The sequence below is a fragment of the Bacillus sp. FSL L8-0528 genome (assembly GCF_038593085.1).
Taxonomy (GTDB): Bacteria; Bacillota; Bacilli; order Bacillales; family Bacillaceae; genus Bacillus; species Bacillus paralicheniformis.
This window is the reverse complement of record NZ_CP151961.1, coordinates 2,676,030-2,692,165: the sequence shown is the minus strand read 5'-3', so window position 1 is coordinate 2,692,165 and position 16,136 is coordinate 2,676,030. Positions and strand designations below refer to the sequence as shown.

The 16,136-nt window shown below is 45.8% G+C and carries 17 protein-coding genes; all 17 read left to right on the top strand.

Annotated elements, in window-relative coordinates; genetic code table 11:
- Positions 1–59: 59 nt before the first annotated feature.
- Positions 60–2,114 carry an HD family phosphohydrolase gene (locus MHI30_RS13550; RefSeq protein ID WP_237562614.1) on the top strand — a complete coding sequence of 685 codons (2,055 nt, stop codon included), beginning with the start codon at positions 60–62 and terminating at the stop codon, positions 2,112–2,114.
- Positions 2,111–2,587, top strand: coding sequence for an rRNA maturation RNase YbeY (gene ybeY / locus MHI30_RS13545; RefSeq protein ID WP_075752265.1), 477 nt, complete (start codon positions 2,111–2,113; stop codon positions 2,585–2,587). The genes MHI30_RS13550 and ybeY overlap by 4 nt, the downstream gene beginning before the upstream one ends.
- On the top strand, positions 2,565–2,945 hold the full coding sequence (locus tag MHI30_RS13540) for a diacylglycerol kinase family protein (protein ID WP_075752267.1): 381 nt from the start codon (positions 2,565–2,567) through the stop codon (positions 2,943–2,945). Before ybeY ends, MHI30_RS13540 begins: the two co-directional genes overlap by 23 nt.
- Before the next feature lie 132 nt (positions 2,946–3,077).
- A complete protein-coding gene (locus MHI30_RS13535; RefSeq protein WP_065644190.1) occupies positions 3,078–3,488 on the top strand; it encodes a cytidine deaminase in 411 nt (136 codons plus the stop codon).
- Positions 3,469–4,374: a GTPase Era gene (gene era / locus MHI30_RS13530; RefSeq protein ID WP_023855242.1), complete on the top strand. Its 906-nt coding sequence runs from the start codon at positions 3,469–3,471 to the stop codon at positions 4,372–4,374. Before MHI30_RS13535 ends, era begins: the two co-directional genes overlap by 20 nt.
- Positions 4,375–4,535: 161 nt before the next feature.
- Entirely contained in the window at positions 4,536–4,679 is a 144-nt protein-coding gene (locus MHI30_RS13525; protein ID WP_003183626.1) for a YqzL family protein, read from the top strand.
- A gap of 37 nt (positions 4,680–4,716) precedes the next feature.
- Entirely contained in the window at positions 4,717–5,487 is a 771-nt protein-coding gene (recO, locus tag MHI30_RS13520; RefSeq protein ID WP_075752269.1) for a DNA repair protein RecO, read from the top strand.
- 331 nt (positions 5,488–5,818) lie between these two features.
- Positions 5,819–6,706, top strand: coding sequence for a glycine--tRNA ligase subunit alpha (gene glyQ / locus MHI30_RS13515; protein ID WP_075752270.1), 888 nt, complete (start codon positions 5,819–5,821; stop codon positions 6,704–6,706).
- Entirely contained in the window at positions 6,699–8,738 is a 2,040-nt protein-coding gene (gene glyS, locus MHI30_RS13510; RefSeq protein WP_075752272.1) for a glycine--tRNA ligase subunit beta, read from the top strand. Before glyQ ends, glyS begins: the two co-directional genes overlap by 8 nt.
- 196 nt (positions 8,739–8,934) lie before the next feature.
- Positions 8,935–9,573, top strand: a complete 639-nt coding sequence (locus tag MHI30_RS13505; protein WP_025804968.1) for a helix-turn-helix transcriptional regulator — start codon at positions 8,935–8,937, stop codon at positions 9,571–9,573.
- Between the two features lie 25 nt (positions 9,574–9,598).
- Positions 9,599–10,411 (top strand): pyruvate, water dikinase regulatory protein, encoded by an 813-nt coding sequence (locus tag MHI30_RS13500; RefSeq protein WP_020452237.1) that lies wholly within the window; start codon positions 9,599–9,601, stop codon positions 10,409–10,411.
- A gap of 264 nt (positions 10,412–10,675) precedes the next feature.
- Positions 10,676–11,167 carry a YaiI/YqxD family protein gene (locus MHI30_RS13495; protein WP_020452236.1) on the top strand — a complete coding sequence of 164 codons (492 nt, stop codon included), beginning with the start codon at positions 10,676–10,678 and terminating at the stop codon, positions 11,165–11,167.
- A 32-nt stretch (positions 11,168–11,199) separates the two neighbouring features.
- Complete coding sequence (dnaG, locus tag MHI30_RS13490) at positions 11,200–13,023, top strand: DNA primase (protein ID WP_020452235.1); 1,824 nt, start codon at positions 11,200–11,202, stop codon at positions 13,021–13,023.
- A gap of 207 nt (positions 13,024–13,230) precedes the next feature.
- Complete coding sequence (rpoD, locus tag MHI30_RS13485) at positions 13,231–14,352, top strand: RNA polymerase sigma factor RpoD (protein ID WP_043928723.1); 1,122 nt, start codon at positions 13,231–13,233, stop codon at positions 14,350–14,352.
- 354 nt (positions 14,353–14,706) lie between these two features.
- Complete coding sequence (cccA, locus tag MHI30_RS13480; protein WP_020452233.1) at positions 14,707–15,066, top strand: cytochrome c550; 360 nt, start codon at positions 14,707–14,709, stop codon at positions 15,064–15,066.
- Positions 15,067–15,424: 358 nt separating this feature from the next.
- Entirely contained in the window at positions 15,425–15,859 is a 435-nt protein-coding gene (locus tag MHI30_RS13475) for a DUF5082 family protein (protein WP_075752274.1), read from the top strand.
- Positions 15,859–16,122, top strand: a complete 264-nt coding sequence (locus MHI30_RS13470; protein ID WP_075752276.1) for a YwqI/YxiC family protein — start codon at positions 15,859–15,861, stop codon at positions 16,120–16,122. Before MHI30_RS13475 ends, MHI30_RS13470 begins: the two co-directional genes overlap by 1 nt.
- Positions 16,123–16,136: the final 14 nt, after the last annotated feature.

Genomic DNA, 16,136 nt, shown 5'->3' with positions numbered 1-16,136 from the left:
TCCGCTTGGAAAACGGCCGGTTCCTCCCCGTCATTCTTTATGCGGCTTTATCCGCGCTGATGTTCATCCTGCTGTTTTTCCATGTGAGGCCCGAGTCCCTCGACCTCGATTTATTTTCGATCAGCGAGAATACGATCTATGCGCCGGCGACTGTCGAAGATCAAAAGGCAACGGCTAATAAAAAGCAGGAAGCAAGAGAAGAAGTTCCCGACCAGTACACCTTGAAAAAAGAGTACTCTGACAACAGGGTCGACCTTGTCTCATCAATATTCGACATCTTTAAAGAAGTGAAAAAAGAAAGCGCAGAACAAGAGAAAAAAGACAAGCAGGCCCCATCAGAAAAAGACCAGATCAAATCTGTCGAAGAAAAGCTGACTTCAGATGTGACGGACTCGCTGTCGCAGGATTCAGTCAAACACCTGCTGAAGGCCAGCGACGGAGAGCTTTCCATGACACAGGATTCGGTCATCACCGCCGTCAATGATGTGATGAGCAAAGAAATCCGCGCCGGAAAGCTTGATGAAGCGAAAGAGCATGTAACGAAAGAGCTGAAGGGTAATTCGATACCTTCAAAATTAAAAAACGCCGCTGATGAAATCGGACGCTTTGCAATCATTCCCAACTATGTATACGATCCTGACAAGACGGAGCAGAAGCGTCAGGAAGCGGCTGACAGCGTGCAGCAGGTGCAGATCAAGCAGGGGCAGATACTCGTTGAGGAAAATCAGCTGATCGACAGGGAAGTCTATCGAAAGCTTGAACTGACAGGACTCTTAAGCGGAGCCAACATCTTCAAGCCTGTCGGCGGACTGCTGCTTTTAATCGCGCTTTTCATCTCAGCTTTGGTTTACTATTTCGAAAAGCAGTACAGCAGCCGGATTCCGAAAAATAAGTCGCTCATGCTGTTTTCATTGATTACAGCGATCGTTTTAATCGTCATGGAAGTGATCAGTCTTTTTCAGCAGCTTGAAATCGGCCATATCGGCTATCTCGTGCCGATTGCGATGGGCGTGATGCTCATTAAACTGCTGATCAATGAAAGGCTGGCGATCCTGTCGAGCATGATCCTTTCCATTTGCGGAAGCATGATGTTTAACCAAGGTGTGACAGGCACGTTTAACTATGGAATCGGAACGTATTTCTTGATCAGCTCGATGGCGGGTATACTGTTTTTAGGGAAGCATAATGCGAGGGCGAAAATCCTCCAGGCCGGCTTGTTTGTCTCCCTGATCAACATCGTCGTCCTGTTTACCCTGCAGCTCATTCAAAACACGGCGCAAACCGGACTTGAGATGGGTACATACCTTGTCATGGGAGCGGTGTCCGGCATCGGATCGTCAGTTCTTGTGCTCGGGCTCATGCCGTTTTTTGAAAGCGGCTTTGGGATACTGTCCACGATGAAGCTTCTCGAGCTTTCAAACCCGAACCATCCGCTGCTCCGCAAAATTCTGACGGAAACACCCGGCACATACCATCACAGCGTTATGGTCGCGAACTTATCGGAGGCGGCATGTGAAGCTGTCGGAGCAAACGGGCTTTTGGCAAGAGTCGGAGCCTATTACCATGATATCGGCAAGACAAAGCGGCCCCAATACTTTATAGAAAACCAAATGAATATTGATAATCCGCATGACAAGCTTTCTCCGCAGCTGAGCAAAAACATTATCATTGCCCATGCGACAGACGGCGCCGATATGCTGAGGGATCATAAAATGCCGAAGGAGCTTGTCGACATCGCCGAACAGCATCACGGCACATCGCTGCTCAAGTTTTTTTACTATAAGGCGAAAGAAAAAGGCGATCAGACGACTGAAGAAGAGTTCCGCTATCCTGGTCCGAAGCCCCAGACAAAAGAGGCGGCGATCATCTCGGTGGCCGACAGCGTCGAAGCAGCCGTCCGCTCAATGCATAACCCGAATCCCGAAAGGATTGAAAAGCTGGTGCGCGGGATCATATCAGATAAGCTGCAGGACGGGCAGTTTGACGAATGCGATTTGACTTTAAAAGAGCTCAATATTATCGCGAAGACGCTCTGCGAAACGCTGAAAGGCATTTTTCATTCCCGGATCGAATATCCGGAAGCTAATCCTAAACAGAAGGTGAAACACACATGAGTTTAATTCTAGATATCACAGACGAGACCGGACGGGTTCCTGAAGACCAGCTTGCTGAAATTGAAAAAATTCTTCAATTCGCAGCGGCAGAGGAAGGCGTCGCAGACGGCGCCGAAGTTTCGGTTACGATCGTCAACAATGAAGAGATACAAAAAATCAACAAAGAGTACAGAGGCAAAGATTATCCGACTGACGTCATTTCATTTGCCCTTGAAGAAGACGGCGAAGGAGAGATTGAAATTATCGGCGCTGACATGCCGCCCGTTCTCGGAGATATCATCATCAGCGCTGATAAAGCACGGGAACAGGCCGAAGAATACGGGCATTCACTGATGAGGGAGCTGGGTTTTCTGACGGTTCACGGCTTCTTGCACCTCCTCGGCTATGACCATATGACAGAGGAAGAGGAAAAAGAGATGTTCACTAAGCAAAAGGAAATTTTGAATCGATATGGGCTCTCAAGATCCTCATAAACAAAACGAATGGCGCCGTCTGAAATGGAGTTTTTCAAACGCCTTTACAGGAATAGTTAAGACGTTCATGTCGGAGCGCAATTTTAGAATTCATTCTGGAGCCGCCATCCTCGTGATCGCCTGCGGCTTTTTCTTCAGGCTGACGCTGATCGAATGGACCATCATCTTGATCCTGATCGGCGGAATGCTCGCCTTGGAGCTGATGAATACGGCTGTGGAGCATACGATCGACCTTTTCACAAAAGAGAACCACCCGCTTGCAAAGGCGGCAAAGGACGCGGCGGCCGGGGCGGTTTGCGTGTTTGCGGCCGTTTCGTGTATGATTGGGTTACTCATCTTTTTGTCAAAATTGTTTTGATGCCGTGCCTTTCATTGTGCGCAATTCTTACAAAAATTTTACATTTGTGATTTGGGCGTGAAAAAGAAGCCATTTTTATGTAAAATAAAAGTGTTAGCGGTACCATAACCGCTATAGGAAGGAATACACACATTGACTAAACAAGAATTGATTGCAGAAGCTTTAAAAGCAAGGGAATTTGCATATGTTCCGTATTCGAAATTCAAAGTCGGCGCTGCCCTTTTGACTGAGGACGGCAAGGTGTACAAAGGCTGCAACATTGAAAATGCTGCATACAGCCTGTGCAACTGCGCCGAGCGGACAGCGTTGTTCAAGGCTTACTCGGAAGGGGAAAAATCGTTTAAGATGCTTGCCGTCGCTGCGGATACGCCGGGTCCGGTGTCGCCGTGCGGAGCGTGCAGACAGGTGATTTCCGAACTTTGTTCAGCAAATATGCCTGTCATCTTAACCAATCTGAATGGCCAAGTCAAAGAAATGACGGTTCAAGAATTACTGCCAGGAGCATTTTCATCGGAGGACTTACATGACACAGGAAAGCTTTAAATCAGGATTTGTCTCCATTATCGGACGACCAAACGTAGGAAAATCTACATTTTTGAATCGCGTGATCGGCCAAAAAATCGCCATCATGAGCGACAAACCGCAAACAACAAGAAACAAAGTGCAAGGTGTGCTGACAACCGATACATCCCAGACGATTTTTATCGATACGCCGGGCATTCATAAACCGAAGCATAAATTGGGCGATTTTATGATGAAGGTGGCGCAGAACACTTTAAAGGAAGTCGACTTGATCTTGTTTATGATCAATGCGGAGGAAGGCTACGGAAAAGGCGACGAATTTATCATCGAGCGCTTAAAAGGAGTCAAGACGCCGGTATTTTTGATCGTCAACAAAATCGACCGGATTCATCCGGATGAGCTTCTTGTGCTTATCGATGAGTACAGAACCAGGTATCCGTTTCAGGAAATCGTTCCGATCTCCGCCCTTGAGGGAAATAATATCGATACGCTTTTAAAGCAAATTGAGGATTATTTGCCGGAAGGTCCGCAGTTTTACCCGAGTGACCAGGTGACCGATCATCCGGAGCGATTTATCATTTCTGAGCTGATTCGGGAAAAAGTGCTGCATCTGACAAGGGAAGAGATCCCTCACAGCATTGCGGTCTCGATCGAGTCCATTCAAGAACGGGAAAACGGTTCTGTGTATGTGAGCGCGACCATCGTCGTCGAACGCGATTCGCAAAAAGGGATCGTCATCGGAAAAAGAGGCAGCCTGCTTAAAGAAATCGGCAAGCGGGCAAGAACCGATATCGAGGCGCTGCTCGGATCATCGGTGTTTTTAGAGCTGTGGGTTAAAGTGCAGAAAGACTGGCGCAACAAGATGTCTCAGCTTCGTGATTTTGGATTTAGAGAAGACGAGTATTAACGGACAGAGCTTGACCGCGGTTTAGTCGTGACAAAATCTCTCGAAATCAAAGATATATTAGAAAAAATTGTTTAACATGAAATGGAGGATACAAGGTCAAGATAATCTTAAGAATTTGGATGTTTAAAAAGCTAGTTATAAACAGAAAGGTGGGGCTTTTTATGTTGAATTTTACTTGGAATGTATTTTCACAAACAGGAAGCGTAGACACGTACCTCCTTTTTAAAGAATTGGAAAAGGAGAACCTGGAAAGACCCGAAGTACTTGAAGAAGAGCTAGCGCAAATTGACTTTCCAATTTTGTGATCATGCTTGACCCCTCCAATTTTTGGATGGTGCACATATGCTGACGAAATGTGAAGGTATCGTCCTTCGTACAAACGACTATGGTGAAACAAATAAAATCATTACGCTGTTGACGAGAGAACACGGGAAAATCGGTGTGCTGGCAAGGGGCGCCAAAAAGCCGAACAGCCGCTTGTCAGCGATTTCCCAGCCGTTCCTTTATGCTTCTTTTTTATTCCGCAAATCATCCGGTCTCGGCACATTGGAGCAGGGCGAGATGATCGAAAGCATGAGGCATATACGCGAGGATCTGTTTTTAACAGCATATGCGGCCTACATCGCTGAATTAATCGACAAGGGAACGGAGGAAAAGAAACCGAATCCGTTTTTATTTGAGCTGCTTCTTCAGTCGATGAGGAGGCTCGATGACGGTACAGATCCCGACATTATCGCCAACCTTATCGAAGTTAAAATGCTCAGCGTGATGGGGCTGTATCCGGAGCTGGATGAATGTGTGCACTGCAAAAGCAAAGACGGCACATTTCATTTTTCGATCCGCGACAACGGCTTTATCTGCCACCGCTGTTTTGCGAAAGATCCATACAGGATACCGCTGTCTCCCGCATCCGCCAGGCTGTTGAGGCTGTTTTTTTATTTTGACCTGTCAAGGCTCGGAAATGTCTCCGTCAAACAGGAGACGAAGGATGAGCTGAAAAGGGTCATTCAGACGTACTATGACGAGTACTCAGGGATCTACCTGAAATCGCGGCGCTTCATGGAACAAATGGACAATATGAAAAAGATGCTGGGCGATGAAAACAAAAGTTGACAACCTCTTCATCTTTTTATAAGATCATGTCATGAAGATTGGATTCAATAATGACGTTGCGTTGACGGAAAGAAGTAATTGCGCATGGCCTCATTGAAGCGACTCCGGGGCGGTGAAAGCCGGGGATGAGAGCGTAATGAAAGGCATTCCTTGAGCAACTTTTAAAAAAGAGGCTGAGACATTTCCTCTCAGCAATTAGGGTGGAACCGCGGGAGAACTCTCGTCCCTATGTTTGTGGGCAAACAAGCATAGGGACGGGAGTTTTTTTCTGCTCAAACCAGCCCTATGCCAAAAATTAAACTTGAAAACACGTTTTGTGGAGGTGCTTCATTTGAATATTCAAGAAATGATTCTGACCCTGCAAAAGCACTGGTCCAATGAAGGATGCGTACTTTTACAGTCGTATGATGTAGAGAAGGGTGCAGGAACGATGAGTCCATATACATTTTTGCGGAGCCTTGGACCTGAACCTTGGAAAGTCGCTTATGTGGAGCCGTCAAGACGCCCTGCGGACGGAAGATACGGGGACAATCCGAACAGGCTTTATCAGCACCATCAATTCCAGGTGATCATTAAGCCGTCTCCCGACAATATTCAAGAGCTTTATTTAGAGTCATTAAAAGCCCTTGGAATCGACCCTCTGGAGCATGATATCCGTTTTGTCGAGGATAACTGGGAAAATCCGTCGCTCGGCTGTGCCGGGATTGGCTGGGAAGTGTGGCTTGACGGCATGGAAATCACCCAGTTTACCTATTTTCAGCAGGTCGGCGGGCTTGAGTGCAAACCGGTTTCTGTGGAAATCACATACGGTATTGAACGCCTTGCTTCTTATATTCAAGACAAAGAAAACGTCTTTGACCTCGAATGGACGAAAGGCTATACGATAAAAGACCTGTTCAAGATGGCTGAATACGAGCATTCCGTCTATACGTTCGAGACATCTGACGTCGACATGCTGTTCGAATTGTTTGCCACGTACGAGAAAGAAGCGAACCGCCAGATGGATCAGGGCCTTGTCCATCCTGCTTATGATTATGTACTGAAATGCTCGCATACGTTCAACTTGCTTGACGCAAAAGGAGCGATTTCCGTCACGGAGCGTACAGGATATATTGCAAGGGTGAGAAATCTGGCCAGAAAAGTGGCGAAAACGTATTATGATGAACGCGAAAAGTTGGGTTTCCCAATGCTGAAGGAGGAAGAGGCTTCACATGAGTAATCAAGATTTGCTTTTAGAAATCGGATTAGAAGAAATGCCGGCTCGCTTCATGCATGACAGCATGACTCAGCTTGGTGAAAAACTGGAAAGCTGGCTCAAGGAAAAAAATATTGCCTTCGGTTCCGTCAAACTGTATAACTCCCCTAGAAGACTGGCCGTTCTTGTCGAGAACGTGGCGGAGAAGCAGGACGATGTGACAGAAGAAGCGAAAGGACCGGCAAAGAAAATCGCCCTTGACGAAAACGGCGAATGGACAAAGGCGGCCATCGGCTTTTCACGGGGGCAAGGAGCAAGTCCGGAAGATTTGTATTTTAAAGACATCAAAGGAACAGAATATGTTTTTGTGCAAAAATTCCAAAAAGGTCAGGATACGTTTTCATTACTTCCTGAGCTCGGCGACTTGGTGACAAGCCTCCACTTTCCAAAAAACATGCGCTGGGGCAGCGAAGATTTGAAATATATCAGGCCGATTAAATGGATCGTCGCGCTGTTCGGCAGTGAAGTCGTTCCGTTTTCAGTCGCTCATGTCGAAACCGGCCGCACAACACAGGGTCACCGCTTCCTCGGAAAAGCAGCCGGCTTGAACGCACCTTCTGAATACGAAGCGGCACTGGAAAGCCAGTTTGTGATTGCCGATCCGGACAAACGGAAACAGCTGATCGTTAAGCAGCTTGACGAACTGGCGGCTGAAAAGTCCTGGGACATTCCGAGAGACGAGGATCTGCTGGATGAGGTTACCCATCTGGTTGAATATCCAACGGTTCTGTTCGGTTCTTACGAAAAGGAATTTCTCGCAATTCCTGAAGAAGTGCTCGTGACAACGATGAAAGAGCATCAGCGTTATTTCCCTGTCAAAGATAAAAACGGCGATTTGCTTCCTTACTTTGTGACCGTCCGCAACGGAGACAGCCGCGCCCTTGAAAACGTGGCGAGAGGGAACGAAAAAGTACTGAGAGCAAGGCTTTCAGACGCCGCCTTCTTCTATAAAGAAGATCAAAAATTAAACATTGACGAGAATGTGAAAAAACTCGAAAAGATCGTTTTCCACGAAGAATTGGGATCGCTTGGAGACAAAGTGAGACGCACTGAGGCGGTTGCTGAACGGATCGCTGAAGTCATCGGTGCGGATCAAGAGATGGTGCAGCTGATCAAGCGCGCTTCGCACATTTCAAAATTCGACCTTGTGACACACATGGTTTACGAATTTCCTGAGCTTCAGGGCATCATGGGTGAAAAATATGCGCGGATGCTCGGTGAGAAAGAAGAAGTGGCGCTCGCTGTCAATGAGCACTATATGCCGAGACAAGCCGGAGGGGAAACGCCTTCATCAATCGTCGGCGCCGTCGTCGCATTAGCGGATAAACTCGACACGGTCGCTTCATTCTTTAAAATCGGCGTCATTCCGACAGGATCTCAGGACCCGTATGGACTGAGAAGACAGGCGAGCGGCATCGTCCAAATCCTGCTTGACCGGAACTGGGGCATTTCATTCAAAGAACTGGCTGCGTTTGCCGGACAGGAAGCAAACAGCGAACTGCTCGAATTCTTTAAACAGCGCCTCAAATACGTATTAACAGCGGAAAACATCCGCTACGATGTGGTGGATGCCGTGCTCGAAAGCTCGAACCTTGAGCCGTATTCGGCTGTCAAAAAAGCCGCTGTCCTTGAATCGGCTGCAGCAAAACCGGAATTTAAAGAAACGGCTGAAGCGCTGGCAAGGGTTATTTCGATCAGCAAAAAGAGCGAAACGAACGCCATTGACGCGTCACTGTTTGAAAACCCTCAAGAAGAGGAGCTTTTCAAAGCTTATGAGGCGTGCAGACAGCAATTAGAGACCCTTTACAAAGCCAAAGATTATGAGGGAGCCTTCAGTGAGCTGTCCAAGCTGAAAGAGCCGATCGAAGCTTATTTTGATCACACGATGGTCCATGCCGAAGATGAAAGATTAAAAGCGAACCGCCTGGCGCAAATGGCAAGCCTGGCGGAGCTGATCCGATCTTTTGCAAACATCAATGCCATCATTGTAAAATAAACACCGCGGAAGACGGTTGCTGACAAGCTGGCAATCGTCTTTTTGCTCAAATCGGTTTTTCACATCCTTGTCAAATTGTGCCTGTCTTTTTCATAGAATTCAATTGTAATTGCTGTTATTTTAGTCTTCATATGCGTTATAATATGTTATCGACTTTTATCATATCGAACGAATTGTGAGCTTCGGCTTAAAGGTGGTGAGTACGATCGAACTAAATAAACGTCAGGAGCATATTTTGCAGATTGTCAAAGAGAACGGGCCGATTACCGGAGAACATATCGCGGAAAAGCTGAATCTGACAAGGGCTACACTTCGTCCGGACTTGGCGATATTGACGATGTCAGGATTTTTGGAAGCAAGGCCGCGGGTCGGTTATTTCTACACGGGAAAGACGGGTACGCAGCTCTTGGCTGATAAGCTGAAAAAGCTGCAGGTGAAAGACTTCCAGTCCATTCCGGTGGTCATTCATGAAAATGTCTCCGTTTATGATGCGATTTGCACGATGTTTTTAGAGGACGTAGGAACGCTTTTTGTCGTTGATGATAATGCCATCTTAGTCGGTGTACTTTCACGAAAAGACTTGCTCAGAGCCAGCATCGGCAAACAGGAGCTCCCTTCAATACCCGTCCATATCATTATGACGAGAATGCCGAACATTACGCTTTGCAGGCGCGACGATTTCATTTTGGACATTGCCAAGATGCTTATCGAAAAACAAATTGACGCACTGCCTGTTGTAAAAGATACAGAAAAAGGCTATGAAGTTGTGGGAAGAATTACGAAAACGAACATGACAAAAATTTTAGTCGGCTTATCTGAAAATGAAATCATGTAGAGTGAACTTCAAATGGAGGGATATCATGAGTAATCGGACGATTTATGTTGTATCAGACTCTGTCGGCGAGACCGCTGAGCTCGTAGTCAAGGCGGCTATCAGCCAGTTTAACGGTTCATCCGAGCAGACAAACATCAGGCGGATTCCTTATGTTGAAGACCGCGGAACAATAAAAGAAGTGATCTCGCTGGCAGAAGCGGACGGCGGCATCATCTGTTTTACGCTTGTTGTCCCGGAGATTCGTGATTTTTTAATCGCCGAAGCGGAAAAGGCGAATGTCGTGTATTACGATATCATCGGCCCGCTGATTGAGAAAATGGAGACGGCCTACGGCTTCAGCGCGAAATATGAGCCGGGCAGAGTCCGGCAGCTGGACGAAGATTATTTTAAGAAGGTAGAGGCCATCGAATTTGCCGTAAAATATGACGATGGCAGAGACCCAAGGGGCATCTTAAAAGCGGATATCGTGCTGATCGGCGTGTCGAGAACGTCCAAAACTCCGTTATCCCAATACTTGGCGCACAAACGGTTAAAAGTGGCAAACGTTCCGATCGTTCCCGAGGTGGATCCTCCTGAAGAGCTCTTTACCGTTGATCCGGCTAAATGCATCGGGTTAAAAATCAGCCCGGATAAGCTGAACCATATTCGCAAGGAGCGCCTGAAATCGCTCGGCCTCAACGACAAAGCGATTTACGCTAATATCAACCGCATCAAAGAAGAGCTGGAGTTCTTTGAAAAGATCGTCGGCCGCATCGGCTGCAATGTCGTAGACGTATCAAATAAAGCGGTAGAGGAAACGGCCAACATTATTCACAACATGATGACAAAAAGGGTCTAAGAATAAAACTCAGGACACCCCATCCTGGGTTTTTGCTTTGATGGTTTTGGGAAAAGTGAAAATGATAGCATCTTTAACCCATTTGTATTATAATAAAAAATTGTGATAAAATAATTAACTTTTAGGTTTAAGCTTAGTACAGAACGAATAAACTATTATGGGTATCGTGTCAAGAATTTCCCCAAAAAAACTTTCGACAAATTCTTATAGATCGATTATTTTTGAAACCTGTGTGATTTTGCCTGTATTTATAGCAGGAGATTGATGGAGGGATGGAGAATTAGTCTTCTTGAAAAAGAAAGGACGATTTTTGTCGATGCAGACGCATGCCCGGTAAAAGATGAAGTGCTTAAAACAGCGGCGGATTTCGACGTTAAGGTGGTATTCGTGGCTTCATTCGAGCATTTTCAAGTCACAAGGAAAGAAGAAGAGAATTGGACATATGTCGATCCGCACAAAGAAGCAGCCGATCTGTACATTGCCAACCATGTTCGACCAGGTGATGTCGTCGTGACACAAGATATCGGGCTGGCATCGCTTTTGCTTGGCAAAAAGGTCTATGTGATGACGGAGAGAGGCTTTCTTTTCGAAGAGGACACCATCGATCATGCTCTTTTCCGCCGTCACGTCGCACAAAAATTGAGAAGAAGCGGACGTTACACGAAAGGCCCGAAAAAACTGGTCAAGGAAGACCGAGAGCGATTTGTCAAAGAGCTGCAAAAAATCTTGTCGAAAATTGAAGGATTTACGTACTAAGCAGCGAATTATGTACGACGGAGTGTTGGAACATGGGCAATCGTATACCAGACGAAATTGTAGAACAGGTACAAAAATCAGCTGATATCGTAGAAGTTATCGGAGAGTACGTCCAGTTGAGAAAACAGGGGCGTAATTATTTTGGGCTTTGTCCTTTTCATGGTGAGAATACGCCATCTTTTTCCGTTTCCGGAGAAAAACAGATTTTTCATTGTTTTGGCTGCGGAGCGGGAGGGAATGTTTTTTCATTTTTAAGACAAATGGAAGGCTATTCATTTACGGAGGCCGTCTCTCACCTGGCGGACAAATATCAAATAGATCTGCCGGAGCAGGTTGCAGCTGTATCAGCATACAGCACAGGCAGTTCGGATGAACAGAAAATGGCGGAAGCTCATGATCTGTTAAAGAAATTTTATCATCATTTGCTGGTCAATACAAAGGAAGGCCAGGAAGCGCTCGATTATTTGCTCGGAAGAGGCTTTGAGATGGAGCAGATCGAGCAGTTTGAAATCGGATGCGCCCTTGATTCATGGGATTTCATCACAAAGTTTTTGGAACGGAGAGGTTTTGATCTTGCGCTGATGGAAAGAGCCGGACTCATCATCAGACGCGAGAACGGTGACGGCTATTTTGACCGTTTCAGAAACAGGATTATGTTTCCGATTCATGATCATCACGGCGCAACGGTCGCTTTTTCCGGACGGACGTTCACCGGGGAGCAGCCAAAATACATGAACAGCCCGGAAACGCCGCTTTTTCGAAAAAGCAAGCTTCTCTATCATTTCCATCAGGCCCGCCTTCACATTCGAAAAGAAGAGAGGGCCGTCCTTTTTGAAGGATTTGCCGACGTCATTTCAGCCGTCAGTTCCGGTGTGAAAGAATCGATCGCCACGATGGGCACATCGCTGACAGAAGAACATGCGAAAATCATCAGGCGAAATGTCGGAGAGGTCATACTGTGCTATGACTCGGATCATGCCGGTTATGAAGCCACGCTGAAAGCGGCGGAGATTCTTCAGAAAAAAGGCTGCGACGTCAAGGTGGCCATGATACCTGACGGGCTGGATCCCGATGACTACATCAAAAAATTCGGCAGCGAGAAATTTAAGAATGATGTAATAGGGGCCAGCGTTACGATGATGACGTTTAAAATGAACTATTTCCGCAAGGGCAGAAACCTGTCTGATGAAGGAGACCGTTTAGCCTATATCAACGATGTACTGAAGGAAGTCAGCCTTCTCAGCGGGCCTTTGGAACAGGAAATATACATCAAACAGCTGGCAAATGAATTTTCAATCTCATTTGAATCCTTGAAGGATCAGCTTTCCGTATTTGAAAAGCAGGCTGTAAGCCGCAGCAGGGAAAGCAGCCGTCAGGACTCAAAAGAGCGGCAGGCGGCCGTTTCGCGCGCGCCGCGGAGAAAGACGGGTCTTCGGCCGGCTCATGAGAACGCGGAGCGGATGCTCCTGGCTCACATGATTCATGACCGGGACGTCATTCGAAAGGTTTTAGACCGGGTGGGCTTTGAATTCAACCTTGATCAGCACCGCGCGATTGCCGCTTATTTGTACGCCATGTATGAAGAAGGAGCGGACATTTCCATCCAGGAGCTTTTTAAAAGAGTTGAGGATCAGGAACTCGGTCAGCTTCTGACAGATATCTTAATGCTTCAGGTGAACGAAGAATTAAGTGAAGCGGAATTATCTGATTATGTAAAAAAAGTGTTGAATTATCGAAATTGGTCAATGATAAAAGAAAAAGAAGCTGCAAGGGCGGAAGCCGAGAGGCAAAAAGACTTCATCAAAGCGGCAACTTTGGCGCAGGAAATTGTTAAGCTGAACCGTTCGCTGAAATAAACCGTTATATATAATAGGAAAAGCTTTTGGCAATGAATCCTAACGGAGGAGCAAAAGCTGCTTGTCCTAATCATATATTGTCAATTTATGATTTGCTTTCCCGTGAAGCCCTAGATAAGAGAGAAGGCTTTACTCCGTGAAATAGGAACAAAAAAAGCGGGATGCTTTTAGAATTCGTCTGTAAGTTTTGGAAGGAGGGATCCATGAATGGCTGATAAACAAGCACACGAGACCGAAACTGAATTCACATTTGAACAGGTGAGGGATCAATTAACAGAAGCCGGGAAAAAGCGCGGAGTGCTCACATATGAAGAAATTGCAGAGCGCATGTCCAGCTTCGAGATCGAATCAGACCAAATGGATGAGTATTATGAATTTTTAGGAGAACAAGGCGTTGAATTAATTAGCGAGAACGAAGAAACTGAGGATCCTAATATTCAACAGCTGGCCAAGGCCGAAGAAGAATTTGACCTTAACGATTTAAGCGTGCCTCCGGGCGTTAAGATAAACGACCCTGTCCGCATGTATCTGAAAGAAATCGGACGGGTAAACCTTTTGTCTGCAAAAGAAGAAATCGAATACGCGAAAAAAATTGAAGAAGGCGACGAAGAGTCGAAGCGCCGTCTCGCTGAAGCCAACTTGAGACTTGTCGTCAGCATCGCAAAACGGTATGTCGGCCGCGGAATGCTTTTCCTTGACCTTATTCAGGAAGGAAACATGGGCCTGATGAAGGCGGTAGAAAAGTTTGACTACCGCAAAGGATACAAATTCAGCACATACGCGACATGGTGGATCAGACAGGCGATTACAAGAGCGATTGCCGACCAGGCGAGAACGATCAGGATTCCTGTTCATATGGTTGAAACCATCAACAAGCTGATTCGTGTTCAAAGGCAGCTCCTTCAGGATCTCGGCCGCGAACCAACGCCTGAAGAGATTGCGGAAGATATGGATCTGACGCCTGAAAAAGTCCGCGAAATCCTAAAGATCGCCCAGGAACCGGTTTCACTCGAGACTCCGATCGGTGAAGAGGACGATTCACATCTGGGAGACTTCATTGAGGATCAGGAAGCGACTTCTCCGTCAGATCATGCAGCATATGAATTGCTGAAAGAACAGCTTGAAGATGTACTGGATACATTGACAGACCGTGAAGAAAATGTGCTCCGCCTTCGCTTCGGCCTTGATGATGGTCGTACAAGAACATTAGAAGAAGTTGGTAAGGTATTTGGGGTAACAAGAGAACGAATTCGTCAAATAGAAGCTAAAGCACTTCGTAAATTAAGACATCCAAGCAGAAGCAAACGCTTGAAAGATTTTCTCGAATAAACTTGAACGGGTCAGGAGATCCGTTCTTTTTTCACGACATAATGAAAGCGCTATTATTGGTAACCCGATTATATTTTACTTAATTTCTTTCGAATTTGCAAATATCCAAAAGTGCATTTTGAGTCATTATAACCTTGAGATCGAAGGAAAAGCCCTTTATAATTGTTGTTGTAACCGTATTCAAAAACTGGTCTTTAAATGGAAAATGAACAATCGCTTCATCATCCGTTATTTTGTCTAAAATGTGAACTTCATCAGCTTTTGTTTCATAATTGGTTTACTTTTTGTAAAATTAAAGTAGAATTAGAATTGTTTACATAAGGGGCAGGGGTAAATTAAAAAGGGGGATGTAAAATGAACCGCAATCCATTGATACCATTTTTGTTAATCGCCATTATGGGCATAGGACTTGTTTTTATCTTATCCATAAAAGGCCTTTATGACGAAAAAGAAATTGCAGGTGAAGGGAATAAAACAGCTCAAGAAGACAAAGCGGATGCCTCGCCTGAAGAAATTTACAAAGCGAACTGTGTAACCTGCCACGGCGAGAATTATGAAGGTGTATCAGGTCCTAAACTGAAGGGCGTCGGGGACCGGATGGATACAGGTGCGATTAAAGAAAAGATTGAAAAAGGCGGTAACGGAATGCCGGGCGGACTTGTTCCGGCGGAAAAGCTTGATGATATGGCAAAATGGGTGTCAGAGATTAAATAGCTTTTCCAGATTGGCTAAATCACCAAAAGGATTCGTAATGAAAGCTTAGACAAGAGCTTTTGTGCGAATCCTTTTTTGTTTTCGTTAAACGGGGGCTTTTGCTTAGCGGTGAGTCATGTTGAAGGGTGATTTGGACTATTTAGATTTTCGGTCCCGGCCTTTATGAGTGTGATGCGTCTGCCTGAAATAGGCCTTTGTTACTTTTTTTGGGGCGCACTCCACCTTTGTGGGGGAAAAAATAAGCATTACACCCTATTTAAGTAAGATTGCATCTATTTTACTATTATATAAATGGAGAAAATGCAGCGGATGCACTGGTGCCATCCGTCTATTTGAGTATTTCCCTGAGGTGAATCATATGAGTCATGAGAGCACATTGAATCATATCCACAGCACGATTAACCAAAAGCTGGCTGATGTAGAAAGCCGGATTGAACGTGTCAAAACAGCAAAAAAGGAGATTGAGAAAGAACACGAAAGCGGGATTGTCGAGATCAGACAAATCTTGCACCCTCATCTGAACAGCCACTGGACGGGGGACTTCGCCAATGATTTTGATGACGAACGGGATGAAGCTCATACATCAATGTACAACATCGTGAACGGAAAGTATGAAGGCTATATTTCACAGCTGGAGAGAAAAATTTTCGCGCTGGAAATTGAAAAACACAGCCTTGAATTGGCGGGAGCGGCAGCTAAAGAGGCGGATCATTTGCTTTCTCTCGGAGAAAAAGCGGTTGATCAGTTGAGCGATAAACTCCGCTCAATCAAAAACAGTTGGAGCTGGTTTTAATGACGACAATCAAGCTGAAACATGAAGCGGTCATCAAAAAGCTGGAGGCCGTAAGAGAGGCGCTCGATGCCCTGGGCCTGCCAAATCCTCCGAAAGCGGCGGGGAAAAATAAATTGACATATGTGACAAAGTGCAACGAACGCGAGCAGAACATTCATCAGATGGTGGTTGATTACAAAAAAGCCGTACACAAAAACATAAGGGATACGAAGGAAAATGTCGATTTGCTGAAAGAGCAGGACAAAGCAATCGCCAGAAAATAGCCCTTAGGTTAGAG

Coding starts and splice junctions, on each gene's coding strand:
- MHI30_RS13500 (WP_020452237.1), top strand. CDS start 9,599: ATGAGTAATCGGACGATTTATGTTGTATCAGACTCTGTCGGCGAGACC.
- MHI30_RS13540 (WP_075752267.1), top strand. CDS start 2,565: ATGGGCTCTCAAGATCCTCATAAACAAAACGAATGGCGCCGTCTGAAA.
- MHI30_RS13550 (WP_237562614.1), top strand. CDS start 60: ATGTTCATCCTGCTGTTTTTCCATGTGAGGCCCGAGTCCCTCGACCTC.
- recO (WP_075752269.1), top strand. CDS start 4,717: ATGCTGACGAAATGTGAAGGTATCGTCCTTCGTACAAACGACTATGGT.
- MHI30_RS13475 (WP_075752274.1), top strand. CDS start 15,425: ATGAGTCATGAGAGCACATTGAATCATATCCACAGCACGATTAACCAA.
- glyS (WP_075752272.1), top strand. CDS start 6,699: ATGAGTAATCAAGATTTGCTTTTAGAAATCGGATTAGAAGAAATGCCG.
- MHI30_RS13525 (WP_003183626.1), top strand. CDS start 4,536: ATGTTGAATTTTACTTGGAATGTATTTTCACAAACAGGAAGCGTAGAC.
- rpoD (WP_043928723.1), top strand. CDS start 13,231: ATGGCTGATAAACAAGCACACGAGACCGAAACTGAATTCACATTTGAA.
- MHI30_RS13495 (WP_020452236.1), top strand. CDS start 10,676: ATGGAGGGATGGAGAATTAGTCTTCTTGAAAAAGAAAGGACGATTTTT.
- cccA (WP_020452233.1), top strand. CDS start 14,707: ATGAACCGCAATCCATTGATACCATTTTTGTTAATCGCCATTATGGGC.
- era (WP_023855242.1), top strand. CDS start 3,469: ATGACACAGGAAAGCTTTAAATCAGGATTTGTCTCCATTATCGGACGA.
- MHI30_RS13470 (WP_075752276.1), top strand. CDS start 15,859: ATGACGACAATCAAGCTGAAACATGAAGCGGTCATCAAAAAGCTGGAG.
- ybeY (WP_075752265.1), top strand. CDS start 2,111: ATGAGTTTAATTCTAGATATCACAGACGAGACCGGACGGGTTCCTGAA.
- dnaG (WP_020452235.1), top strand. CDS start 11,200: ATGGGCAATCGTATACCAGACGAAATTGTAGAACAGGTACAAAAATCA.